This window comes from Pedobacter suwonensis, assembly GCF_900111825.1.
Classification (GTDB): domain Bacteria; phylum Bacteroidota; class Bacteroidia; order Sphingobacteriales; family Sphingobacteriaceae; genus Pedobacter; species Pedobacter suwonensis.
Genome location: NZ_FOJM01000009.1, coordinates 67,442 through 90,809, shown reverse-complemented (window position 1 = coordinate 90,809; position 23,368 = coordinate 67,442). Strand labels below are relative to the sequence as shown.

At 39.6% G+C, this 23,368-nt stretch carries 22 protein-coding genes; 9 read left to right on the top strand and 13 right to left on the bottom strand.

Going from position 1 to position 23,368, the window contains the following annotated elements:
• Nucleotides 1–35: 35 nt before the first annotated feature.
• The 8 genes from pruA to BM107_RS12880 form a co-directional block, all read right to left on the bottom strand.
• Nucleotides 36–1,670, bottom strand: a complete 1,635-nt coding sequence (gene pruA, locus BM107_RS12915; protein WP_090983961.1) for an L-glutamate gamma-semialdehyde dehydrogenase — start codon at nucleotides 1,668–1,670, stop codon at nucleotides 36–38.
• Nucleotides 1,671–1,948: 278 nt separating this feature from the next.
• Nucleotides 1,949–2,404 carry a 4'-phosphopantetheinyl transferase family protein gene (locus BM107_RS12910; protein ID WP_090983959.1) on the bottom strand — a complete coding sequence of 152 codons (456 nt, stop codon included), beginning with the start codon at nucleotides 2,402–2,404 and terminating at the stop codon, nucleotides 1,949–1,951.
• Nucleotides 2,391–2,654 (bottom strand): acyl carrier protein, encoded by a 264-nt coding sequence (locus BM107_RS12905; protein WP_090983957.1) that lies wholly within the window; start codon nucleotides 2,652–2,654, stop codon nucleotides 2,391–2,393. Before BM107_RS12905 ends, BM107_RS12910 begins: the two co-directional genes overlap by 14 nt.
• Nucleotides 2,647–3,924 (bottom strand): beta-ketoacyl-[acyl-carrier-protein] synthase family protein, encoded by a 1,278-nt coding sequence (locus BM107_RS12900; RefSeq protein WP_090983955.1) that lies wholly within the window; start codon nucleotides 3,922–3,924, stop codon nucleotides 2,647–2,649. Before BM107_RS12900 ends, BM107_RS12905 begins: the two co-directional genes overlap by 8 nt.
• A complete protein-coding gene (locus tag BM107_RS12895) occupies nucleotides 3,917–4,363 on the bottom strand; it encodes a 3-hydroxyacyl-ACP dehydratase FabZ family protein (protein ID WP_090983953.1) in 447 nt (148 codons plus the stop codon). Before BM107_RS12895 ends, BM107_RS12900 begins: the two co-directional genes overlap by 8 nt.
• Nucleotides 4,364–4,388: 25 nt before the next feature.
• A complete protein-coding gene (locus BM107_RS12890) occupies nucleotides 4,389–5,441 on the bottom strand; it encodes a type III polyketide synthase (protein WP_090983950.1) in 1,053 nt (350 codons plus the stop codon).
• On the bottom strand, nucleotides 5,438–6,151 hold the full coding sequence (locus BM107_RS12885) for a methyltransferase domain-containing protein (protein ID WP_090983948.1): 714 nt from the start codon (nucleotides 6,149–6,151) through the stop codon (nucleotides 5,438–5,440). Before BM107_RS12885 ends, BM107_RS12890 begins: the two co-directional genes overlap by 4 nt.
• Nucleotides 6,152–7,282 (bottom strand): NAD(P)/FAD-dependent oxidoreductase, encoded by a 1,131-nt coding sequence (locus tag BM107_RS12880; RefSeq protein ID WP_090983946.1) that lies wholly within the window; start codon nucleotides 7,280–7,282, stop codon nucleotides 6,152–6,154.
• A 551-nt stretch (nucleotides 7,283–7,833) separates the two neighbouring features.
• On the opposite strand from BM107_RS12880, the gene lpxK reads away from it, so the two are divergent.
• The 3 genes from lpxK to BM107_RS12860 are packed head-to-tail and all read left to right on the top strand — an operon-like array spanning nucleotide 7,834 to nucleotide 11,690.
• The gene (gene lpxK, locus BM107_RS12870) at nucleotides 7,834–8,895 is read left to right on the top strand and encodes a tetraacyldisaccharide 4'-kinase (protein WP_090983942.1); all 1,062 of its coding nucleotides are present in this window, start codon (nucleotides 7,834–7,836) and stop codon (nucleotides 8,893–8,895) included.
• Nucleotides 8,867–9,682: a purine-nucleoside phosphorylase gene (locus BM107_RS12865; protein ID WP_090983940.1), complete on the top strand. Its 816-nt coding sequence runs from the start codon at nucleotides 8,867–8,869 to the stop codon at nucleotides 9,680–9,682. The genes lpxK and BM107_RS12865 overlap by 29 nt, the downstream gene beginning before the upstream one ends.
• A 1-nt stretch (nucleotide 9,683) precedes the next feature.
• Entirely contained in the window at nucleotides 9,684–11,690 is a 2,007-nt protein-coding gene (locus tag BM107_RS12860; RefSeq protein ID WP_244278804.1) for a putative porin, read from the top strand.
• 83 nt (nucleotides 11,691–11,773) lie between these two features.
• Here BM107_RS12860 and BM107_RS12855 read toward each other — a convergent pair whose 3' ends face one another.
• Both BM107_RS12855 and BM107_RS12850 read right to left on the bottom strand, forming a co-directional pair.
• Nucleotides 11,774–12,514, bottom strand: coding sequence for a porin family protein (locus tag BM107_RS12855; RefSeq protein WP_090983938.1), 741 nt, complete (start codon nucleotides 12,512–12,514; stop codon nucleotides 11,774–11,776).
• Between the two features lie 282 nt (nucleotides 12,515–12,796).
• Entirely contained in the window at nucleotides 12,797–13,978 is a 1,182-nt protein-coding gene (locus BM107_RS12850) for an asparagine synthetase B (protein ID WP_090983936.1), read from the bottom strand.
• Between the two features lie 230 nt (nucleotides 13,979–14,208).
• On the opposite strand from BM107_RS12850, the gene BM107_RS12845 reads away from it, so the two are divergent.
• Both BM107_RS12845 and BM107_RS12840 read left to right on the top strand, forming a co-directional pair.
• Nucleotides 14,209–14,670: a peptidylprolyl isomerase gene (locus BM107_RS12845; protein WP_090983934.1), complete on the top strand. Its 462-nt coding sequence runs from the start codon at nucleotides 14,209–14,211 to the stop codon at nucleotides 14,668–14,670.
• Nucleotides 14,671–14,821: 151 nt separating this feature from the next.
• The gene (locus BM107_RS12840; protein ID WP_090983932.1) at nucleotides 14,822–15,361 is read left to right on the top strand and encodes a DUF5606 family protein; all 540 of its coding nucleotides are present in this window, start codon (nucleotides 14,822–14,824) and stop codon (nucleotides 15,359–15,361) included.
• Between the two features lie 58 nt (nucleotides 15,362–15,419).
• On the opposite strand, the gene BM107_RS25200 is transcribed toward BM107_RS12840, so the two are convergent.
• The gene (locus tag BM107_RS25200) at nucleotides 15,420–15,545 is read right to left on the bottom strand and encodes a hypothetical protein (protein ID WP_262987382.1); all 126 of its coding nucleotides are present in this window, start codon (nucleotides 15,543–15,545) and stop codon (nucleotides 15,420–15,422) included.
• Between the two features lie 86 nt (nucleotides 15,546–15,631).
• On the bottom strand, nucleotides 15,632–16,105 hold the full coding sequence (gene rlmH, locus BM107_RS12835) for a 23S rRNA (pseudouridine(1915)-N(3))-methyltransferase RlmH (protein WP_090983930.1): 474 nt from the start codon (nucleotides 16,103–16,105) through the stop codon (nucleotides 15,632–15,634).
• A 110-nt stretch (nucleotides 16,106–16,215) separates the two neighbouring features.
• On the opposite strand from rlmH, the gene BM107_RS12830 reads away from it, so the two are divergent.
• Nucleotides 16,216–18,033 (top strand): MutS-related protein, encoded by a 1,818-nt coding sequence (locus BM107_RS12830; protein ID WP_090983928.1) that lies wholly within the window; start codon nucleotides 16,216–16,218, stop codon nucleotides 18,031–18,033.
• A 177-nt stretch (nucleotides 18,034–18,210) separates the two neighbouring features.
• Nucleotides 18,211–18,642, top strand: a complete 432-nt coding sequence (locus tag BM107_RS12825; RefSeq protein ID WP_139222292.1) for a hypothetical protein — start codon at nucleotides 18,211–18,213, stop codon at nucleotides 18,640–18,642.
• Between the two features lie 120 nt (nucleotides 18,643–18,762).
• On the opposite strand, the gene BM107_RS12820 is transcribed toward BM107_RS12825, so the two are convergent.
• Complete coding sequence (locus tag BM107_RS12820; RefSeq protein WP_090983924.1) at nucleotides 18,763–21,303, bottom strand: T9SS type B sorting domain-containing protein; 2,541 nt, start codon at nucleotides 21,301–21,303, stop codon at nucleotides 18,763–18,765.
• A gap of 99 nt (nucleotides 21,304–21,402) precedes the next feature.
• Between BM107_RS12820 and BM107_RS12815 the strand changes: the two genes are divergently transcribed.
• Complete coding sequence (locus BM107_RS12815) at nucleotides 21,403–22,740, top strand: GH1 family beta-glucosidase (RefSeq protein WP_090983920.1); 1,338 nt, start codon at nucleotides 21,403–21,405, stop codon at nucleotides 22,738–22,740.
• A 48-nt stretch (nucleotides 22,741–22,788) separates the two neighbouring features.
• Nucleotides 22,789–23,226, top strand: a complete 438-nt coding sequence (locus tag BM107_RS12810) for a putative signal transducing protein (RefSeq protein WP_090983918.1) — start codon at nucleotides 22,789–22,791, stop codon at nucleotides 23,224–23,226.
• Nucleotides 23,227–23,368 lie beyond the last annotated feature (142 nt).

The window sequence follows — 23,368 nt, the reverse complement described above, 5'->3', positions numbered from 1 at the left end:
CATTCCGGAGGTTTCGATATCATGTTTATATTTTATTAGTCTTCTGCCAAAAATGGATAACGATAATCTGTTGGTGATTCAAAAACCTCTTTAATGGTACGTGGTGAAACCCAACGTAATAAATTGATCATAGAACCGGCTTTATCGTTTGTACCAGAACCCCTGGCACCACCAAACGGTTGTTGACCTACAACTGCACCCGTACATTTATCATTGATGTAGAAGTTACCAGCCGAATTACGTAGCGCATGGCTTGCTTTTTCGATGGCATATCTGTCCTGAGCAATTAAAGCACCGGTTAATGCATAAGGAGATGTCGTATCAATCACTTCTAAAATCTGGTCGAAATCCTGATCTGCGTAAACATAAACAGATAAAACAGGGCCGAAGAGTTCTTCACACATGGTTGTGTATTTCGGGTCATCAACCACTAAGATCGTCGGCTCGATGAAATAACCTTTACTTTTATCATAGTTTCCACCTGCGATAACCTCTACACCTTGATCTTGTTTAGCCTGATCGATATATTTTGCTAATTTATCGAAAGAACGCTCATCAATAACGGCATTAATAAAGTTGCTGAAATCTTCTGTTCCGCCCATTTTAAAGCTGGCAAGATCCGCCAACATCTGTTCTTTAATTTCTGGCCACAGGCTCTCCGCAATGTAAACGCGGCTGGCAGCTGAACATTTTTGTCCCTGGTATTCAAACGCACCGCGAACAATTGCCGTACTGGCTGCTTTTGTTTGTGCAGATGGGTGAACCAGGATAAAATCTTTACCACCGGTTTCGCCAACTATGCGTGGGTACGATTTGTATTTATGGATGTTTGTTCCAATGGTTTTCCAGATTTCCTGAAAAACTTTTGTGGAGCCTGTAAAGTGGATCCCCGCAAAATCAGGGTGGTTGAAAATCACTTCACCTGCTTCAGGTCCATCGGCATATACCAAATTAATTACGCCATCAGGTACACCTGCTTCACGGAAAATTTCCATTAAAAGGTTAGCCGCGTAAACTTGTGTATCAGCAGGCTTCCAAACCACCACATTACCCATCATCGCCGCTGATGCCGGTAAATTTGCAGCAATTGCTGTAAAGTTGAATGGGGTGAGGGCAAAAACAAAACCTTCTAACGGGCGTTGTTCAACACGGTTCCAGCTTCCGCGGGGCGAAACTGGTGGTTGTTGTTTGTAAATTTCTACCATGTAGCTTACGTTAAAGCGTAAGAAATCGATCAGCTCGCATGCGGCATCAATTTCAGCCTGATAGGCATTTTTGCTTTGCCCCAACATGGTCGCCGCATTTAATTTGTAACGGTATTTACCTGCAATCAGGTCGGCAGCTTTTAAGAAAATAGCTGCACGGTGTTCCCAGGCCAGGTTTTCCCAGTTTTCTTTTGCTGCTAAAGCAGCATCAATCGCTTGGGTAATATGGGTTTTATCGCCAATGCTAAATTGGGCTAAAATATGTTGGTGATCGTGTGGAGGAACAACTTTCCCTTTTTTGTTGGTATGAACTTGTTTGCCACCAATGTACATCGGGATGTCTTGCTGGTGTGAGCGGGCTTCTGCAAGTGCTTCTTTCAAAAGCGCACGTTCTTTACTGCCAGGGCCATAATTTAATATAGGTTCGTTTACCGGAGTGGGTACGTTAAAAAATCCTTTAAGCATGTTTTATTTTTTATGATTTGCACAAAGATAATGCTTTTTAGGGTAGGCCATTCCATTATTCTGTAAAGAAAACAGCGTAAACGGTTGACTGTCTAAAGGAATGATAATATGAGTTAATTATAGGTTTATTATGGTTAAAATTTGGCTGTTTAAATGACGCGTTAATGGTGTTTCTTGTCGTGTCGGTTTGTTCGTGGTGTTAGTTGGTAACAACTTGTTTGTGGTGTCGGTTGTTACCAACTGACACTTCTCTGTAATTACAAATGAAGCAGAATTTATTAATACACCAAAGCCAAATACTGCCCATGATGGCTTACAGATGCAGGTTGGGTGCGTTTGTAATCATCCGGATGATCAGGTAATTCATAAATGGCTACCTTAACTGCTGCCAGTTTATCGAAAACAGGAGCAGCGATCGTGTGTATAAAGGTTGTTTGTATATTGCTTTTGGTGAAATAGGTACAGTTATTAATATTTACCTCTCCAAGGCTATCTTTATAGACGGCACAGTTTAAACTTTTGGGTGAAAAATCACGAATTCCCGTTTTGCGGTTGTGGATTTTATAGGCTGATTCTTTCATGCTCCATAACAGCCAGACCATTTCATCGGGGTCATTCGCCGACGCAATCAGTAACTGTTCTTCTGTGGTGAAAATCTTATCAAGGTAATTTTTACGCCTCCAGTTACTTTGGATTTTGGCCAGATTCAGGTCAACAATGTCATTGCCCAGCATGCTCTTCCAGTTTTTGAGCTATTATTTCGGTTGTAGCTTTTACCGTAAGCATTTTAGCCATTGAATCGTTGTCTATTTCGATATTGAATTTCTCTTCAACGTCCAGAACAATGTCGACCAGATTAGCCGAATTTATCTTCAGATCTTTTATGAAATCGGTGTTCTCGTCGATATCAGCTAAGGCTGCAGCATCTTCACTGTAGGGTTCAATAATTGTTTTCAGGGTTTCTATAATCTCTTCTCTATTCATGTGGATACTTTTTAAAAATAATACAGGCATTAATATCGCCAAAACCAAAACTGGCTTTCGCTAAAATATTAATAGGTTGGTGAATGACAGTTTGTGGAATGCATTTCGCATCAATTAAAGCGGTAATATCAGGATTTAAGTCTTCGCAATTGATATTGGGAAAGATGAAACCCTCCGAAAGTTCAAGTATCGAGGCCACACATTCTATACTGCCTGATGCTGCGATACAATGACCAATCATGCCCTTTAAAGAATTGATGTATGGAAAATCATCATCGGGCAACTGTAAGGCTATTTTCCAGTTTTCAATTTCCAACGCATCCTTGCTTGTTGCGGTAAGGTGGCCGTTAATCAGGTCTATTTCATGTGCTTCAATTTCGGCATTTCTTAATGCGGCCTGGATACACCGTTGCACGGCAACAGGGTTTGGTGCTGTCATGGAGCCTAAACCCCGTTGACCGCCCGAATTGACATGTCCTCCACATACTTCAGCATAAATTTTGGCTTTTCTGGCCAGTGCGCTTTCAAGCGATTCCAATACCAAAGCCCCTGCGCCACTTCCAGGTACGAAACCACTTGCGGTGGCACTCATTGGTCGGCTGCCTTTTTCAGGATCGCGGTTATGTTTAAAAGTGCAAACCTTCATCGCGTCAAAACCACCCCAGATGTACGGGCCACTGTCGCTGGTGCTCCCGGCCAACATTCTGCTGGCCTGACCTGTTTTAATCCGCTCATATGCCAGCAATATACTTTCCGCTCCGGTTGCGCAGGCAGATGAATTGGTACTGATCTGGTTGCCTAAGCCCAATTTCCCGCTAATAAAAGCACTCACGCCACTCGCCATGGTTTGAATCACGACTGAACTGCCCAGTTTTTTTATTTCAAGGGCATCTATTTTGTTAATTGCCCATCTGAATTTATCAATACCGGAAGTACCTGTTCCGAAAATGGTGCCACTATCCCAGTCTGGTTCGTTATTATTTTCGATATTCAAACCTGCATCCTCCCAGGCATCTAAACCTGCAATAACACCATATATAATTCCTGTGCTATTTAGATTCCGCAACTCAAGCGGTGAAAAATATCGGCTGATCCGCTCTTCGCTAAGCAATGGTTTACCAGCTATCTGACAGGAAAAGTTTAAGGTTTCCAGATCCGGCTGGTGCCGAATGCCAGAAATACCCTGTTTTATGGCATCAGAAAACTCATTAATGGTAGTGCCGTTGGGCGCGCATACCCCTAAACCCGTAATGACCACTCTATTATCCATTTTCTTTCGGAATTAACATGCCAGAAATATTTCCTTTGCAAACTACTTCTCCGGCTGCATTTTCCATCTTTACCTTACAGCTGAGTTTATTGAACCTAAAATACACTTTTTCGCTCGTAACCGTCACCTGCTCGCCCGGCGCAACAGGTTTTAAAAAATCAACGGCGTTTGAAGTCATGGCAATGGATATATTTTGATCAGTTCCAATCCCTTTAAGCAGGTAAATGCCCAGGCAAACCAAGCCGATCTGCGCCATGGTTTCAGTAAGGATTACTGCTGGCGTAACGGGGTGATTTTTGAAATGGCCCATATAAAAGGCTAGGTCTTTAGCATAGGTGTAAGTGCCTTTAGCTCCATTTTCATTAACGTGCAGTAACTCATCAACAAAAAGAAACGGTTTACCATAAGGCAGTTGATCTAGTATTTCTTCTGTTGTCATGAGCGGATTATTGAGTGGATAAACTTTACCATTGTAGGAGTATGCGCTGTGCTGAGAAACCTGGGCCAAAGCTTAACATCAGCCCTTTTTCTCCCGGCATCGGCTTTTTATCCATCATCCGTTCCAAAACATAAAGAACCGTAGCACTGCTCATATTTCCATAAAGCCTTAATACCTCTTTTGTGTCGTTTATATTTTTGCCAAGCTGTCCGAATAATTCTTCAACAGTCTGGATAATTTTCTTTCCACCCGGATGGAAGATCAAATGATTGATATCGTTGATTTCGAACCCGTTTTTCTTCAAAAATGGATGGATGATATCCGGGAAATGATTGGCAATGGTTTCAGGAACGGCTACATCCAGTACCATTTGCAGTCCGGTATTGGTGAGTTTAAAACCCATCATTTCCTCTGCATCATAAAAGTGGTACATTTCTTCTGCCAGGATCTCCGGACCGGTATCTTCTTTATCCGAGCTTAGTAACACACAGGCAGCACCATCGCCAAATATGGCCGCACTAACGATATTGGCCATCGAATAATCGTTTAACTGAAAGGTTGCTGTGGGCGATTCTACCGCAATCACCGCTGCTCGTTTGCCTGGATTAGCTTTCAGAAAATTCTTCGCATAAATCATACCCGATACACCGGCCGCGCAACCCATTTCGGTTACGGGTAAACGAACAATATCCTGACGGAGTTTAAGCAGATTGATCAGATAAGCATCCAAAGATGGAATCATGATTCCGGTGCAGCTTACGGTAATGACGTAATCTAAATCCTGTGCCTGCCAACTGGCTTTTTCGAGTGCGGTTTCCAAACATTTGGCTCCGAGCTTTATGCCTTCGCGCACATAAATATCGTTTCTTTCCTCGAAACTTAAATCACTAAAAACATCTTCGGGCGCCATGATCGAATATCTTTTATCTACTGCAGCGCCTTCAAAAATTTTTTTTACCTTTCTGATGAAGCGGTCATCCTGATCGATCAGCCAGCTATCTAAAAGAGGTAAAATGTCGGCGGTTAACCGCGAGTATGCTGGTAAGGCTTTACTTACTGCTTTTATGGTTACGCTCATGTTGTTTTAATTATCCACTGGTAGCGGAAAGCCCATTTCCATTTTATGGAACTTGATTTTAGGTTTAATTGTTTTGTATACTTTAGCAAATCTGCCCTTTTAAATCCACGTAAAATGGATATTAATCCATCTTCTCTCGACATATCATTTAACCTGAAAACATAGCAAAGGGCCTTGAACAGGTAATAGGCTATTGCGCTTCGCTGCAGGTCGTTTATCACAATCCCCAATGTTGCCGATCTTTTAAAATTCTGTAACAGATTTATAATTTCTTCATCTTTAAAATGATGAAGCGTTAAAGTGCAAAGCATAATGTCGCAAGGTTCTGTTTTACTTAAATCATCAAAAATATCGCTGCAGGCATAGGTTATATTAGGGTAGTTGGTTGATAAACTTTGCGCATGACTGATGGTAAATTTATTGGCATCTATTCCCTTTAAAATAAAATGTAAACCTTTCTTTTTTGCGTAATCAGCCAAAGTGCGCAACATGTCTCCATTTCCACAGCCAATATCGGTAATACGGAAAACCGGATCGGATGGTTTGCTGGCGATTAACATTTTAACCCCGGCCAGGGTAACTTTATTGCCACCAAGAAGTTGATTAATGCTGGCTATTTTGTCGAGCGCATCGCGTAATATTTCGCCCTCCATGGCGAAATCATCCATAATTTCTGGTGCTGTGCTTCTGAATTCGGTGTTTACTGGCATTTATGACGATATTGTGATGGGCTTGCCATGTGTTTTTTTAATTATGGTATGGAGCAAAAATGGCATTTTAATTAATGTATTTACCGCTAAGCTTTCTAATTGGGTATTCCTCAACAAGGAGGCTAACATTCTTCCCGTTTTTAAGCGGCTTTTAAATTCCCTGTTCCAGTATGCGGTATAACTTGCTTCCAGTGCCTCACGCGAACTGATCTTGCCGTCTATCCTTTGATGCAAAAGTTCTGAAGCAATTTTTGCAGCGTGAACGGCCATAGCCATACCATTACCGCAAAGCGGATGGATTAAGCCTGCAGTATCGCCAACCATTAAAATATGGTCATACACAGGTTCTTTACGTTCAAAAGAAACCTGACTAATGGTTAATGGATTGTCGAATAAGCTGGTCGCATTTTCTAAAATAGCTTTTAGATACCTGTTTTTGTATAGTACGTTTTCCTGAAAGCCAGATAGGTTTTTGTGTTTTTTGAAATGTTCGTAATTTGCAAGGTAACAAATATTTAACCGTTCGTTTTCAACCTTTGAAACACCACAATAACCGCCTTCAAAATTGTTGAGACTAACCAGATGGTTAGGGAAATTGCCTTTGTAATGTGCTTTAACGGCCAGGTAAGGCGATTGCTTGCTCATAAAAGGCCGGTTTAATTTAATATCAATAGAAGATCTTTTTCCATATGCACCAATTACGTAGGCAGCATTAAAAGTATGGTTTGTAGTGGCTACTGTAAATTGATTGTTGGCAAAACTGATTTCTATAACACGGTCATGAACAATATTTACCTTTCTTTTGATCAGTTCGCTATACAGATAATGATCGAGCGTATACCTGCTCAAACCAAAGCCACCCAGTGGCAGTTTAGTCTGTATACTTTTACCAAGATTTGAAGTAAAAAGCAGGTCGCTGATGAATGTAGGTGCGAGGCTTTCAATATCCAGACCGAGCCATTTAAAATAAGGAATTACCTCGTTCGAAATATATTCACCGCAAACCCTATGGTGGGGATAAGTATCTTTCTCGATCAATGTAACCATTAAACCCACCTTATTCAGGTGAAGTGCCGCAGTTAAGCCTGCCAATCCACCCCCAATAATTAAAATTTCTGTTTCGGCCTGCATAAAATAAGATGGAATGCTAATATAACGTTTTAATGTGCTATTTGTTCCGTTTTGTTTTTAACCACAGAAGGAAGTGTAGAGAACATACCGGGGTACAAGCCGGCCGTACAATGTGCTAACGCGATGTAGGCTACTTTCATCTGATCGTTTAATGTGCTTTCAGATGTTGCCAGCTGAACGTTCCATTTTTAGCGTTTCTGTTTACGCTCGTTTACAAACCTGTTTTTATCCGGATAAAATTTCCCTCCAGCAGGTTATTGCCTTATCGATCCATAGTAAAATACGGGGTGTGAGTAGGGCCAACACGGTTATAGAAGAATGGGGAAATAACTGGCCAGCTACTAACCGCTCATTTGGAGATATGTATTTATGTTTTTTGTGAAAAAGGGAGTATAAAAATAAAATATAACCTCATCAATTTAAACCATAGTAGTTCCCGAATGGGTATTAGTCAGCAAACATTTTTAAACGGCAAAGGTTCAGTTAAAGGACATTGCCTAAAGTAATGCCGTTCTTTTTTAAATAATCAGTAATTTTGAAAACACGATACTATGCTAGTTAATTATTTACGCCTTTTATTGCTTCCTTTTTCATTGGTTTATGCCATGGCCATTACACTACGGAAAAAGCTTTATGATTGGGGAGTCATGCGGAGTGTATCGTTCAACCTACCTCTGATCTGCGTGGGTAACCTCGCTGTTGGTGGCTCTGGAAAAACACCAACTACCGAATACCTCGTCAGGTTGCTTTCGGACTATAAAGTAGCTATTTTAAGCCGGGGTTATGGGCGGAAAACCAGAGGTTTTATTCTGGCCAATGATGATGCCACTGCCGAAACAATTGGTGATGAACCTTTACAGTACTACCAGAAATTTAAGCAGGTTACCGTGGCGGTATGCGAAGACCGGGTAAAAGGGGTAAAAGAGTTGCAAAACGATCATGATGTGATCATTTTGGATGATGCTTTTCAGCACCGCGCCATTAGGGCTGGATTAAATATTTTGCTTTTCGAGTTCAGGAAACTAGGCACTTTGCAGTTTTTGCTGCCTGCAGGTAATTTAAGGGATGTTTTCTCCTCACGCAAAAGAGCCGATGTATTTTTGGTTACCAAATCGCCCGTGCCTTTATTGCATGTGGCCCAACAGGCATCGGTAAATGAATTACAGCCAAATGCAGATCAGCCTGTATTACATTCTTACTTAAAATATGGCGATCTGATCCATTTATACCAGAACGAACGCCAGACGCTGGAGTCGGTTAAAAATTTCGAAATTTTCCTGCTCACTGGAATTGCAAATCCCGATCCTTTAATCGAAGAACTTGAAAAATACGCTGAAAACATCAAACACGAAAAATTTCCTGATCATTATAGCTTTAAAACTGATGATCTTACGAAATTTAAATCGGCTTTTATGGCCAGTGATAAAAAAGATAAAATCATAATCACAACAGAAAAGGATAGCAAACGTTTAAGAGCTACCGGATTTAAAGATTTACTGGTAGATTTACCTATATATTATTTACCCATAGAGGTTGAATTATTTGAAGAAGATAAGATTACCTTTGACGAACTCATTTTAAATTATGTTAAGAGCAATAGAAGAAACCGTTGAATATATAAAACGCAAAACAGAGAACTTTAAGCCCGAAATAGGTATTGTTTTAGGCACTGGCCTGGGCGGTCTGGTAAAAGAAATCGAAATTGAACATCAACTGATGTATTCTAATATCCCCAATTTTCCCATTTCTACTTTAGAGTTCCACAGCGGGAAACTCATTTTTGGGAAATTAAACGGGAAGAGAATTGTAGCCATGCAAGGTCGTTTGCATTACTATGAAGGCTATAGCATGCAACAGATCACTTTTCCGGTTAGGGTAATGAAAGGTTTGGGTATTGAAAATTTAATTGTGTCTAATGCTGCGGGTTCCTTAAATCCCGAATTTAAAAAGGGCGATTTGATGATTATCGACGATCATATCAATTTACAGCCGGATAATCCGTTGCGTGGTTTGATCGAAAGTGAATTGGGCCCGCGTTTTCCGGATATGAGCCAGCCTTATAAGCGCGATATTATAGCCAAAGCTTTGGAAATCGCTAAAAGTGTTGATATAAAATGTCATAAAGGGGTATATGTTGCGGTTTCCGGACCTAATTTAGAAACAAAGGCTGAGTACCGTTACCTGCGTTTAATTGGAGCTGACGCAGTAGGTATGAGTACGGTGCCGGAAGTTATTGTGGCCAACCATGCTGGTTTGCCTGTTTTTGCCATTTCGGTACTTACAGACGAAGGTTTTCCGGAAGATCTGCAACCTTTTGACCTGGATGAAATTTTAGCCGCGGCAGCCAAAGCCGAACCTAAGATGACTGAGATTTTAACCCGCTTAATTTCTGAACTATAAGATGCATAAAGCCGTTAAGATCTGTTTTTTTCTCTTCCTGCTTTCAGGCTTAAGCAAAGCCTTTGCACAAGATCTAAAAACAAGTGTTGGTACCAATAAAGAACTCGATTCAGTTAGGAAAAAGCTGGATGGCGCCAAAGATTCTGTAGTTTTTACCGCGAAATATATTCGTTTTACCAAGCTGTCTTTAACGAAAGATAGCATTGTGCTATTGCCGCTTGACACTTCAACGGTTAATATTCAGAACTATAGTCCGCTTTTACAGCCCACCCATCCAACCATTAACAATGGTAATATGGGGCTTTCGGCAAGGCCCTTATTGTACGAACCCAGTAAGCGCATTGGTTTTGACGTAGGTTTTCATTCTCTTGATTATTATGCGCTAACACCTGATGATATCATTTACTATCAGGCAAGAACGCCATTTACCAGCTTATACTTTATAAGTGCAGGGCAAAAAGAGCAGCTTTTCAGGGCTGTACATACACAGAATATTAAAAAAAACTGGAACGTTGGGGTTAATTTTAACCGTGGCGATTCCAAGGGTTTTTATTCCAGGCAGCGTGGCGATAACTTGAATGTTGCCATATTTTCATGGTATCAGTCGCCCAATAAACGTTATAATATGTGGGCATCGGCGATTTTCAACACCATGCGCGCCTATGAGAATGGTTCTACAGTAGCTACAGGGTTATTCGAACCTAACTATTCTAAAATTTCAAGAGAGGCAGAGCCTATAAACTTATCTGACGCCAGAAACCTGTACCGGAAAAATACCATTTTCTTGAAACAAACCTATTATGTAGGCAGGATAGATACCTCCGTAAATGTTAATAATGCGGTTTTGCCTACCAATAAGGTTTCGTATACGTTTGAGTATAATAATGATAGTTATGATTTCTATAAAAACGGAGCTGATCCGAACAATGTGCTGCCTCCCGGAATGGCGAGTACGGTATATACCGACGATTCTACCCATGTAAAACACATCAAGAATGAATTTATTTACAGTTTCTTTTTAAGGCCAAAAAATAGTTCGGTTATAAAAAATGAATTAAAGGTTGATGCGGGTGTAAGGCACGATTATTATACACATGAATACCTGGGCTTAAAGCAGGATGGCACCAGTTATGAACAAAGCAGGTTTGCATATCAAAACATCACCATTTTAGGTGCGGCGGGTTATCGGTTTTCCAATAACATAGATTTTAATCTGGATGTACAGCAAATTTTGCAGGGCGAAAACGCCGGGGATTATTTATATGAAGCGAAAAGTAAAATTCTTTTAGGCAAAACCATTGGCAGGATTGAGTTGGGGGCTTATGCGCAGAACCAAACTCCGGCGGCTATTTTTAATTATTACCATGGTAATCATTACCAGTGGACAGACAACGATTTTAAGAATACCAAAATTGCCAATTTATCCTTCAATTACATTAATGATCGGTATGGTTTTACTGCAGGTGCCGAATATTACTTAACCAGCAACTATCTTTATTTTGCTGCAGATCATACTAATGGTACAACTGCTATTTTACCAAAACAGACAACTGCCGATATTAGCCTAATCAGGGTGGATGTATCCAAGAAAACCAGGTATGGTAAATTTGTGATGGAAAACTATATCGCTTATCAGAAAACAGATAAAAATGCCGTATTAAGAACACCTGATTTTTATACTTATAACAGTATTTATTTTGATAATACCTTTTTCAAAGTATTAAAAGCCAATGTAGGATTTGATGTGAGGTATAACTCTGAATATGCAAATTACTCATATTCACCGGCTACAGCTCAATTTTATATTGATGAGCGCAATCCAAAAAACCTGCCGTCAAGACCAATAGTTGATGTATTTTTTAAGGCTAATTTGAAGAGGGCCAATATTTTTGTTAAATATGATTTTGTAAATCAAGGCCTTTTCCAACCGGGTTACTATACGGTAAACCGATACCCTATGCAAGATGCCCTATTGAAATTTGGGGTAAGCTGGAATTTCTACGATTAAACAAGTCAGCAAAATTAATCACATAAAAAACCCTTCCCGGTTTATAAACTGGGAAGGGTTTTGTTTTTTAATGATTTTTATTTCTAGAATGAATAACCTACTGTGAAGCCTAATACACGGTTAGTTAATTTTGCATCAGAATTACCGCGGCTATCTTTAGGGATTAAATTAGAAAGGCCTAAACCATAATTAGCACCTACTAAAAATCCAGAATTTGTGCGATAAGCTAGGCCAAAGTTTGCACCGAAGTCTGTGCTACCATAATTTTTGTCACTAGCACTACCGAAAGAAAGATCACGATCATTAGAACTAGTTACCGTTGCACTGGTATTATTGCTATTGTTAACGGTTGTAGTAGTTGTTTCTCCCTTATCTTTACCTGAGATGTTGAAGCCAATATAAGGTCCTGCACTAATCTGAACTGCACCCGCATCACCTGTAGGGATTCTGAATACAGCATTTACCGGTACCTCGATAGCCATTAAATTGGTTTTAATTGAAGATGTCGTGGTAACCGTACTGCCTAAGGCTGTAGAAGTAGTTGTAGATTCGAATTTGTTACCTTTGTTTTGTAACGATACACCCGGTTGGATGAAAAAATTGTTTCCAACACCGAAATCGGCAAATGCAGTAACGTTAAAGCCAACATTGTCTTTAGCGTTATCATTGAATGATTTACTGCCATCAGTACCACTTGCGTGAAATCTTGCCAGGTTTACTCCGGCTTTTATTCCAAATCTCGCATCACTTCCTGTCATGGTGTTTTGAGCGAAAGCACCTGTTGCTAATAAAACTACTGAAGCACTTAATAATAACTTTTTCATGATATTTTTTTTTAATAAAAATCTGGTTTAAATCTCAGGTATTACCCTGTTGTTAATTGCTAGTACATATCCAAAAGCTGTGCCAAAGTATCAAGTGTGTTACAATTTATGGGCTAAATTATTGGCTATCAGTAGAATTTTAGTAAAGATTAGGTGTATTTACGGTTTAGTTCAGAACTAATAAGAGTAACCATTTACTGTATACATAATAGGAATACAGCACAGAATGAATTTTTTTTTAACTTCAAAGCGCAGGCATGTCGAACTTTTACTTAAGAAAGTTTAAGTTTTTTGAGGTTTCTTTTTAGCTGCCGGAAAAAGTACATTGTTTAAGATCAGGCGGTAGCCGGGCGAGTTTGGATGCAAATTTAGGTCTGTTGGCGGATCGCCTACCGCGTGTTGATAATCTTCCGGGTCGTGTCCGCCGTAAAAAGTGAACTGACCTTTGCCTATTTCGCCATGTAAATATCGTACCTCTGCGGCACCCTTATTCTCGCCCAGAACGGTTACACTCGTTTTCACCAGGCTTTTTTTAAAGGCAGTGGTTTGCCCCATAAATCCTTTAATTACCTTGTCATGATCCTGTGTAAGCATGGTTGGCACCAGATCCCACTTGGCCGAAAAATCGAATAAGGTAAAGTAATCGTTGGCCTGGTTAAGTGTACGGCTTTGGGTGACATCAATATCCGAAAATTCATAATTCATGGGATTGTTATCCAGCCTGAAATTCTGAAAAGCAAGGGTTTTGTTAAAATCAAGCTTCGATTGTGCATTCGGGTCTGCGGCATCCCCGTCAAACATCTGGGCACAGATATCTACACCTTCCGCAGCTAATGCAATGTCGAAACTGTCGGTACCAGAGCACATGGCAAACAAAAAACCGCCACCGGCACAATACTCTTTAATGTGTTTGGCTACGGCTAATTTCATTTCCGAAACTTTTTTATAGCCCATACGTTTGGCCAGTGCTTCCTGGTTTTTAACATCTTCCTGGTACCAGGTAGCATACCTGAAGTTAGCCCAAAAACGGCCATACTGACCTGTGAAATCTTCATGGTGCAGGTGTAGCCAATCGTATTTGCTTAGTTTATCCTGAAGAATATCGTCATCGTAAATCACATCGTATGGAATTTCTGCATAGGTTAAAACAAGTGTAACAGCATCATCCCACGGCAATTTACTTTTTGGAGAGTAAACGGCAATTTTGGGCGTTTTCTCCAGTTTAACCATTTCCATATTCACAGCAGGATCGCTGATTTCGTTTAGCAGGCTGGTTACCTTTCCATCGGCCATTACTTCATAAGATACGCCGCGGATTTTAAGCTCATCTTCAACTATTTTATTGTATTTAATCAAAAAACTCCCGCCGCGATAATTTAAAAGCCAATCTACCTCCAGTTGTTTGCTGATGGTCCAATAGGCAATACCATAAGCTTTTAAGTGGTTTTTTTGGTCCTCATCCATATAAATTAATAGGGAAGAAGCCCTTAGCCCTAAAGAGCAAAGCAGGCAGATGAACAGGATATAATATTTCTTTATCAAATCGGTAGCTTAAAACACTAAAATACCGCATTTAAACTGGATAGAAAAATTTAATGATGTTATAAGTTATACAATTTTGTTATTTTTGCCCTCTACTGAAAATTATAAAATTTTTTTGGCGGACAAAATTTAAAATTAGTACCGATATTGATATGAGTAAAGCAATAATAAAAACAGAAAAAGGTGATATGACCGTAGAATTCTACGATAACGATGCGCCTAAAGCCGTTGCAAACTTTAAAAAATTAGCTAAAGAGGGCTTTTACGATGGCGTAACTTTTCACCGTGTAATTCCTAACTTTGTGGTTCAGGGCGGATGTCCGAATTCAAAAGACCCGGCTAAAGCACATTTAGCAGGTACTGGTGGCCCGGGGTACAAAATCGACTGCGAACTGGATGGTGAAAATCAATATCACGATCGTGGTGTTTTATCAATGGCACATGCTGGCCGTAATACTGGTGGTTCACAGTTTTTCATCTGTCATAGCAGAGCCAATACTGCTCATTTAGACCGTAACCACACTTGCTTTGGTAAAGTTATCGAAAATGTAGATCTTGTTGATGATATCCGCCAGGGTGATAAGATTGTAAATATTGAAGTTGTAGAAGATTAAAAATAGATGCGAGATTTGAGACATTAGATTTGAGATTTCATTGCTCTGATTGATGTCCCATTCTCATTTAATAATTGAACAAGGAGTTTTAGTTATTTGATTGAGTTATTTCTCATATCTCATATCTCGAATCTCAAATCTCAAAAAAAATATGAACTTAAGAGGAATTGTTGCCGTATCTGGCAGACCAGGGTTATTTAAACTGGTCGGACAAAATAAGGTGGGTTATATTTTAGAAGGCTTAGACGCGCAAAAAACTAAAATTGTAGCCAACATCACCAACACAAAATTAGCTTCGTTAGAAGATATTACGGTATATGGCGAAGAAGAAGAAATTAAACTGGCTGATATTTTTGCCAAAATTTCTGCTAAAGGAAGTACTCCGGATCTTAAAGGCGATTTACGCGCTTTCTTTTTGGAAGTTGCTCCGGGGCACGATCAGGAAAAAGTTTATGCTTCAGATATGAAAAAAATCATTACCTGGTATAACCTTTTAAAAGATTTGCCATTGTTTACGGAAGAAGCACCTGAAACTCCGGCTCCGGCTGCAGAAGCTAAATTAGCTGAAGAAAAAGCAGGCGATAAAAAAGTAAAAGCTACGGGTGCTAAGGCAGCAGCCAGTGCAAAAGCAACTACTAAAACTTCAGCTCCTGCTAAAAAAGCTAATATGACCAGTAAAAAAGGCGTTTAAGCTTTAATACTGGAAATAAAAAAACACCAGGCAGTTTGTCTGGTGTTTTTTTATGCGCTTAACCGAAATACCAGATCAAGCCACCAATAATAAGTGAAATAATAATGCTGATCCATAAGTATTTGTTGCTGCCGCCCTGGCGGCTCTTGTACCTGTATTCCCTTTTATATTTATCTAATAACATAGTGTCTTTTTATTTAATGATGATTTATATTTCCTTTTTCCATATCTTATTACCATCGAACATCTTACCTCAAGCATTTTCCACCATCAAGCATGATGATAAGGTTCCCCCTTTAAGATACTAAATCCGCGATAAAGCTGCTCCACAAAAAACAACCTTATCATCTGGTGCGAAAAAGTCATATCAGATAGTGAGATTAAGCCATTTGCCCGTTTGTAAATACTGTCGTCAAATCCGTAAGGGCCGCCAATAATAAAGATCAAATGTTGAACACTGCCGATCATCTGTTTGTTTAAATAGCTGGAAAATTCAACCGAAGAATATTTTTTCCCTTTCTCGTCCAGTAAAATTACCATATCGCCATTATTGATCTGCTTATGTAGCAATTCTGCCTCTTTTGCTTTTTGTTGCGCTTCACTCAGGTTTTTAACATTTTTTACATCAGGTATGGCTAAAAAACTAAAGTTGATATAGTGTTTTAGCCGGTTGATGTATTTCTCAATTCCTTCAATTAAATACTTATCTTCAGTTTTGCCAATGGCGATCAGGGTAATCTTCATTTAATAATTTGCCTATCTTTAGGATTTTGAAATTCAAACTTAGAGAAATTGTAACAAAAAAGACAATCTATCGATCTGATACCTTCGGAAATATATACAAAATAAAGTTTATGCAGAAACTACAAGAAGTCATAATAGCCGGTTACCAGGATGAAATCAATGAGGTTACTGCCCATATAGATCGAACAAAAAAACTGATCGATCAGCTTTCCTTATTGCGCATTGGCTTGTTTCTGGCCGAAATTTTATTTTTTGTTTTGCTGCTGCGTTCAGCAGACGACAACCTGCGCACATTAATCCAGATTTGTTTAGTACTGCCGGTTATTGCCTTTGCATTTGTAGTGCGCAGACAAAGCCGGTTGGATCGTGAAATCGATTATAAAAAACAACTTTTATGGGTTTATCAAAACGAATGGAACATGCTGCATGGTGCCCCTAACGGATATGACCATGGTAAAGCATTCGAGGCTGAACAGCATCCTTATACATCCGATCTTGATATTTTTGGTGCCTCATCACTGTTTGCGCTCACCAACCGTTGCAGTACCAAAACCGGCATCAGGTTGCTGGCCAAAAATTTTTCAGAGAAAACGACAAGGGATCGGATATTGCTCCGGCAGGAAGCCATAAAAGAAATAAAACATCATATAGCAGAAACCTATAGTTTCAGGGCTAACCTGCATGGCTACGATCCCGAAAAAATAGAGCAGATCAAAGTGCAGCTAAAAAACCAGCTGGGTGAACAGTTGAGCTTTGTTAAAGGATCTTTTATACGGTTTTATGTTAAGCTGGTGCCTTATATTTCTATTGCTATGATACTGACTGCAATTTTGGTGAGTAGTGTTTTCTGGAAAGTTTTAGCGCTTTTGGTTGTAGTCCATATTGGGTGGAACGTATTGCTGGGCTCAAAAATAAACAAAGTGTTTTATAGCTTCGGCGGAAGTTCGAATCAGCTAAACGGATATGCAAGGGCTATTTTATGGACGGAAAGCCAAAATTGGAAAAGCAGCTACACACTAAACTTACTTGATTCGGAAATTCCGGTGAGTAAGGAGATTAGATCTTTAACAAGGATTATCGAAAATTTTGATGCCAGGCTAAATATCATTGTGGGAGGTGTACTCAATGCGCTTTTACTTTGGGATTTAAAATGCTGTATTAATTTAGACAATTGGTATCAATCATCTTCAAAAGATGTAATTACTGCACTTGACCATCTGGGCGATTTTGAAGAATTGATTTCGCTGGCTACAATGGCTTACAATCAGCCAGATTGGGTATTTCCGGTCATTACCGATCAGTTTGCACTGGCTACTACTCATATTGGTCATCCGCTTATTCATCAGGAGGTAAGGGTAAATAACGATTTTCGGGTGGAGGCCAAACCAACTGTTGATATTGTAACAGGTTCTAATATGGCTGGTAAAAGTACTTTTCTGCGCACTTTGGGTATTAATATGGTGCTGGCTTATGCAGGGGCGCCGGTTTGTGCCCAAAAAATGCAATTAGCTGTTTTTTCCATCAATACCTATATGCGGATTAAAGATTCGCTGAACGAAAGTACCTCTACCTTTAAAGCAGAACTGAACCGTTTGAAGATGATTTTGGATAATGTGGTAAAAGATAAAGACACTTTTGTGTTGATTGATGAAATGCTTCGGGGCACCAACAGCCGCGATAAGTATTTAGGATCAAAAGTGTTCATCCAAAAGCTGATTGCTGAAAACACACCTGCCCTTTTTGCTACCCACGACCTGCAACTGGCTGATCTGATTATCGATCATCCCGAAGCAGTCCGGAATTTCCATTTTGATATCCAGATTACAGATGGAGAAATGAGATTTGATTATCTGTTAAAACACGGTCCGTGCAAAACTTTTAATGCTGCTATTTTGCTGAAAGAGATTGGATTAAAGCTGGATGATTGATAAATGATTCCAGATTTTGCCAGCTGTAAGTGGGGTAAGATCTGACCATCTTATCTTGTAACAAAAAATAGTTTGATCAATCAGACCGCTTAAAACCAGACTGTACTAAAAACGTAGCGAAAAAATCAGAGAATTTGTATCTTAGTACACCTAAGCTCAATCTAAATTAAATACGCTATGAAAGAAGCACTCAATTATTCCTTAAAAGTAACATTAACTACTTTATTGTTTTGCCTCCCTATCACTTTTGTGATTATGATGGGGTATATAAATCTGCTGTCGCTTGTATCTGCAAACTACAATTTCAACGTTAATCTTGATATAAAAGACGCTGGCGTATTCCTTTTATTAACTTTTTGTGCACTTTTATTTAACATGAGGAAGATTAATGGTAAAACTAAGATTGTTTATAATAAACGCACTATTGCAGGTAAAGCCTTTGTTGCGTCAGTTATCATCTTTTTGGTGTACCTATTGTTATTTGGAAAATTAAGGTACCTTTCAATTGATGAATTTGTGATTACCTATGGACCTACGTTTCTCATTACCATTATCAGCATGAGAACTTATCCGCTAAGGAATGAAGACAGCCAGACTGAATTCGTTTAGAATTAGCTGATCAATAATTGTGAATTTAGCTAATTGTGGTGTCTGATGTTACCATCTGGCACTAAGAAAATATTTTATTCGATCATCCAGCTTTAGATCAAATCAAGGTATTTTGACAAGTTACCTGATTAATGTTACTGAGCCTGAATATTTAATATTTTTATTTGATAAGTCAAGGCCAGAAATGATGTAATAATAAACACCAACTGGCAGTTCGTTCCCCTTATAAGTGCCATTCCAATTTTCAAATATGTTATTGCTAAAGAATATTTGGGTGCCAAAACGATTGTAAATATGAATGTTATACTTTTTGAGGTTGGTTACACCAATAACCAATTCGTCATTAATCCCATCACCATTTGGCGAAAACGCATTGGGAACAAATGTAGATGTATTCTTTTTGATAATCAGATCGCCTTGGGTGACCGAATTAGAGCACCCGTTTTTAGAAAATGCAGTTAAAGTAATTCGGAATACCCCATCGGTTTGATAAATATGGGTTGGGCTTTTTTCCGAGGAGCTAAAACCGTCACCAAAACGCCATTCATAAAAATCCCCGTCAACTGAGGTATTGATAAATGTTATGGGTACAGGAGCCGAAAATTTTACATTAAAAGAGGGTTCGGTATAAAAGTTAGCAATTGGAATTCTGGCAATAGCCGGAATGACGATAGTTGCAGGGGCAGAGCTACAAGATCCTGATGTTAATACAACCTGATATTCTCCTGCCAGGTTAAAATCTGTTATCGGAATTTCAATGGCATTTGTGCTGGCAAAATAATTGTTTGGCCCGGTCCACGCATAAGTGATCCCCTCTTGTGCCGGTACCGATAATTTTATAATATCTTTTAAACAAAAAGCAGGTTGATTAATAGTTATTTCTGGTTTTTCCGGTTTCACTTCTACTAAAATGTCTTTTGTAAAAGTTGATAGGCAGCCATTATTGGTTTCAACTGTTAGCGTGATTGTTTTGAGTCCAGGGTTGGTAAAGGTTATTGTTTTGCTCTCGTTACCCGTGGCAACCTGGTTTTTTATTCCCTGGCCAAAATCCCAGGTAAGCTTTGTATAATTTTTAGAGGCATTGATAAAAGAAAAAGATTGGTGGGTTTCGCACTTATTATTCACCTCAATCGAAAACATTGCTTCAGGTTTTAAATCGACCGATAAGATTTCCACCGAATTTACCTCACTCACACAATCCCCAACCTGAACATAAAGCTTGTAGGTACCAGCTATCTCAGGTCCGATTGCCGGAATTTCGGGATTTTGGCTTGTCGAATTAAAATTGTTTGGGCCTGACCAGTGGTAGCTCGCCAAATTTAAAAAGGGAGTACTTAGTTTTAGTACGTCCCCCTGGCATAAATTCACATTTGATGCGCTTATTGCTGGTTTTTCAGGTGTATTTGCTACAATAAAAGTTTGCGTGGTCACTACATTGCAACCGTTTGTACCTTTGGCTTCTAAAACCACAATTTTCTCGCCAGGTGTATTATATGTTATAGTATGTGGCCCTGCTGTGGTGGCAGAAGCCAGGCTTGCCCCTTCGCCAAAAGACCATTTTAAGGTGGCGAAGTTTGATGCTCTGCTTTCAAAAATGTAGGCCTGGCTGTTGGTACATGGATTTAACTTTTGCACATCAATTTCGGCAGTTGGACCCGCGAAATCTGCCGTACCACCGAATTCCAAAGTAAAGCCATTATTCCCTCCCGAGTAATTATCGATGAGTAGCGCATAAACATGATCCTGTTCGAGCTCTACGTATTTCACAAAGCCATTTTGACCAGCAGGGCATCCTGATGCTTCAGTTAAATCTGTTTCCGTCATGCTCAGGCCGGTTTTATAATAAGAAGGACTGCAATCTACACCACTGCCCGATGCACAACGTATAGCTGTTGCGCCACTTACTTTACTGCAATCTCCGTTTATGCCTAAATCATAAAAAATCCAGTCAATATCATTTGAGGTTACCGTAGGCGTGATTACAAAAGTCAAATCACCGGGCTTGGAAGCTTTAAACATATACCAGGCGGAGTTAGATTCTTTACCCAGGCAGGTTCCGGCCGATTCTTGATTGTTCGCTCCTGCTCCCGTTACATTAAGCTGAGTAAAGGTTTCTTTTGTGCATAGGACCGAGAAGGTTCCACAATCTTGCCCCGGTTGTATGGGTGGAAAATAATTATCAATACAAAGTTTAAAGGTACCGGTAGCATCGTTCGCTGCACTTACCCTAACGTAGTATACCTGGCCCACTGTTAAAGCACCTTTGTATAATGAAATAACATTATTTGATGTGGCTTGCGAGCCAGACTGCTCGCTTATCGAGCCTGTTGCCGCATCAAACGAATATAGGGCCACCAATGGGGCAATCAGGGTATTTTTACTAGCGGCATCAATTTTTCCGCTAACAGAAATATTAACATCAAACTTAGATGCGGTAAACTTATACCATACATCTTTTCCAACCGATGGCCAGTTTAGGGCCTTATTATAGTTACTTGCTGTAGCTTCTAAATTGTTAAATTCGGCATCCGCACTACAATATGCACTCGTATTGGTAATATTTATGGCATTTATCAGTTCATCATTAAGAGGTGGCGCAAATTTCCCAAAGGCAGCGAGATTTAGTAATACCAATAAAAAAGAAATGAATGAGTAGCGCATGGGTAAAAATATTAAAAATTGTTTTTATTTTGAATCATTTTGCTTGTTAATGATTTGTTAATATTAAACTCGCAACTTATGGCAATTAATCGGTAAACAATGGTTAAAGCAAGTGATTTTGGTTCGGATTTTTTGTGGGGAGTAGCGACTGCTGCGGCGCAGATAGAAGGTACAGCAACACAGCACGGTAAAGGCCCATCCATCTGGGATACCTTTACGGCAAAAAACGGAAAGATTAAAAAGAACCATAAATTAGATCCTGCCTGCGATTTTTATCATCGTTATGCCGAAGATGTTGCGCTCGTTAAATATCTGGGATTTAGTGTGTTCAGGTTTTCTATCGCCTGGGCAAGGATTTTGCCCAATGGAAGAGGCGAAGTAAACGAGGAAGGCATCCGTTTTTACCATCATCTTATTGATGAATGTTTATCACAAGGAATCACACCTTATGTTACACTCTATCACTGGGATTTGCCCCAGGCGTTAGAAGACGAGGGTGGATGGACGAGCTTTAGCATTAATGCAGCCTTTAATGCCTTTGTTACGATCTGTGCACTAGAATATGGCGATAAAGTAAAAAACTGGATCGTACTGAATGAACCTTTTGGTTATACTTCATTGGGTTATATGCTTGGAATACATGCGCCGGGGAAAACAGGCTTGACCAATTTCTTTCCTGCAGTATTGCATACGGCTTTAGCACAGGCCGATGGCGCCAAAATTTTACGTGCCGAGGTGGCCAATGCTAACATCGGAACTACATATTCCTGCTCAGAAATAATCCCTTATACCGAAAGCGATAATGATGTACTGGCTGCAAAGCGGATAGATTGTTTAATGAACCGTTTGTTTGTAGAGCCTACCTTAGGCCTGGGTTTTCCTACGGCAGATTGGGATGTACTTGAAAAATTCCAGATTGAGTATGGTACCTGGCGATTGCAGGAAAGGATGAAGTTCGACTTTGATTTTGTCGGTCTTCAAAACTATTTTCCGTTAACGGTGAAATACAATGCTTTCATCCCGGTCATCCAGGCCTGGGAAGTGAAAGCCAAGAGCAGAAAAAAGCCACATACGGCAATGGGTTGGGAAATTAATGCCGATAGCTTTTACAATATTGTAACACAGTTTGCAGCCTATCCGGCCATCAAAAATATTATCATTACCGAAAATGGCGCTGCCTACCACGATAAATTGATTGATAAGCGTGTAAATGATCCAGAACGGATAGAATATTTTAAACTTTACGTTTCAGCACTGCTCAAACTAAAAAATGAAGGAGTAAATATCGCGGGTTACATGGCCTGGACATTAATGGATAATTTTGAATGGGCAGAGGGTTTCACCGCCAGATTTGGGCTGGTTTATAATGATTTTAAAACCCAGGAACGTACCATTAAAGATTCGGGCTACTGGTGGAAAGAATTTCTCAAAACATAATTGATTCTCAGCCGTTCTGATTATAAAACAAATTCTTATGTTTGGAATATGGACGATAGAACCGTAGTTTATAGCACCTATTACAACCCGATGGAGGCCAATATCATAAAAGCCAAATTGGAAGATAGCGGATTTGCCTGTTTCCTGGCTGATGAAAATGTTTCCACAATCCAGCCGCTCTACAACCAGGCCATTGGTGGTGTTAAACTCATTGTTTTTGAACGCGATGTGGAAGCCATTAATGCTTTGTTGGCTGAAGACAATAGTTTGGATTTTGAATCAACAGATGAAATTACCGGTGAAGGAAAATCAGCCGAAGGTAAAACCGTTTGCGAAAAATGCGGCTCTACCAACGTAGGCTATGGTATGGCAACCGATAAAAAATATAGTCTTTGGGCTACCATACTAGCTTTTTTAACTTTTACTACCCCAATTAAAGCCAATAAGTGCCATCATTGTTATGATTGTGGATATGAGTTTGAGTAGATTTAATCTTGTTATCTTTCCTTTATTTTGAGAAAGTTTTTAATACATATTCCTAAGGCAATCGTCATGCTGAACTTGTTTCAGCATCTTTTTAGCAGGAAAGACCCTGAAATAAATTCAGGGTGACGTCTATAATACCAGG

Excerpts from the sequence above, each read along its gene's own strand:
- rlmH (WP_090983930.1), bottom strand. The coding sequence starts at position 16,105 with ATGAAGATTACCCTGATCGCCATTGGCAAAACTGAAGATAAGTATTTA.
- BM107_RS12820 (WP_090983924.1), bottom strand. The coding sequence starts at position 21,303 with ATGCGCTACTCATTCATTTCTTTTTTATTGGTATTACTAAATCTCGCT.
- BM107_RS12890 (WP_090983950.1), bottom strand. The coding sequence starts at position 5,441 with ATGAGCGTAACCATAAAAGCAGTAAGTAAAGCCTTACCAGCATACTCG.
- BM107_RS12845 (WP_090983934.1), top strand. The coding sequence starts at position 14,209 with ATGAGTAAAGCAATAATAAAAACAGAAAAAGGTGATATGACCGTAGAA.
- BM107_RS12895 (WP_090983953.1), bottom strand. The coding sequence starts at position 4,363 with ATGACAACAGAAGAAATACTAGATCAACTGCCTTATGGTAAACCGTTT.
- BM107_RS12900 (WP_090983955.1), bottom strand. The coding sequence starts at position 3,924 with ATGGATAATAGAGTGGTCATTACGGGTTTAGGGGTATGCGCGCCCAAC.
- BM107_RS12860 (WP_244278804.1), top strand. The coding sequence starts at position 9,684 with ATGCATAAAGCCGTTAAGATCTGTTTTTTTCTCTTCCTGCTTTCAGGC.
- BM107_RS12905 (WP_090983957.1), bottom strand. The coding sequence starts at position 2,654 with ATGAATAGAGAAGAGATTATAGAAACCCTGAAAACAATTATTGAACCC.
- BM107_RS25200 (WP_262987382.1), bottom strand. The coding sequence starts at position 15,545 with ATGTTATTAGATAAATATAAAAGGGAATACAGGTACAAGAGCCGCCAG.
- BM107_RS12840 (WP_090983932.1), top strand. The coding sequence starts at position 14,822 with ATGAACTTAAGAGGAATTGTTGCCGTATCTGGCAGACCAGGGTTATTT.
- BM107_RS12810 (WP_090983918.1), top strand. The coding sequence starts at position 22,789 with ATGGACGATAGAACCGTAGTTTATAGCACCTATTACAACCCGATGGAG.
- lpxK (WP_090983942.1), top strand. The coding sequence starts at position 7,834 with ATGCTAGTTAATTATTTACGCCTTTTATTGCTTCCTTTTTCATTGGTT.
- BM107_RS12850 (WP_090983936.1), bottom strand. The coding sequence starts at position 13,978 with ATGGATGAGGACCAAAAAAACCACTTAAAAGCTTATGGTATTGCCTAT.
- BM107_RS12815 (WP_090983920.1), top strand. The coding sequence starts at position 21,403 with ATGGTTAAAGCAAGTGATTTTGGTTCGGATTTTTTGTGGGGAGTAGCG.
- BM107_RS12865 (WP_090983940.1), top strand. The coding sequence starts at position 8,867 with ATGTTAAGAGCAATAGAAGAAACCGTTGAATATATAAAACGCAAAACA.
- BM107_RS12825 (WP_139222292.1), top strand. The coding sequence starts at position 18,211 with ATGAAAGAAGCACTCAATTATTCCTTAAAAGTAACATTAACTACTTTA.
- BM107_RS12855 (WP_090983938.1), bottom strand. The coding sequence starts at position 12,514 with ATGAAAAAGTTATTATTAAGTGCTTCAGTAGTTTTATTAGCAACAGGT.
- BM107_RS12880 (WP_090983946.1), bottom strand. The coding sequence starts at position 7,282 with ATGCAGGCCGAAACAGAAATTTTAATTATTGGGGGTGGATTGGCAGGC.
- BM107_RS12885 (WP_090983948.1), bottom strand. The coding sequence starts at position 6,151 with ATGCCAGTAAACACCGAATTCAGAAGCACAGCACCAGAAATTATGGAT.
- BM107_RS12830 (WP_090983928.1), top strand. The coding sequence starts at position 16,216 with ATGCAGAAACTACAAGAAGTCATAATAGCCGGTTACCAGGATGAAATC.
- BM107_RS12910 (WP_090983959.1), bottom strand. The coding sequence starts at position 2,404 with ATGCTGGGCAATGACATTGTTGACCTGAATCTGGCCAAAATCCAAAGT.
- pruA (WP_090983961.1), bottom strand. The coding sequence starts at position 1,670 with ATGCTTAAAGGATTTTTTAACGTACCCACTCCGGTAAACGAACCTATA.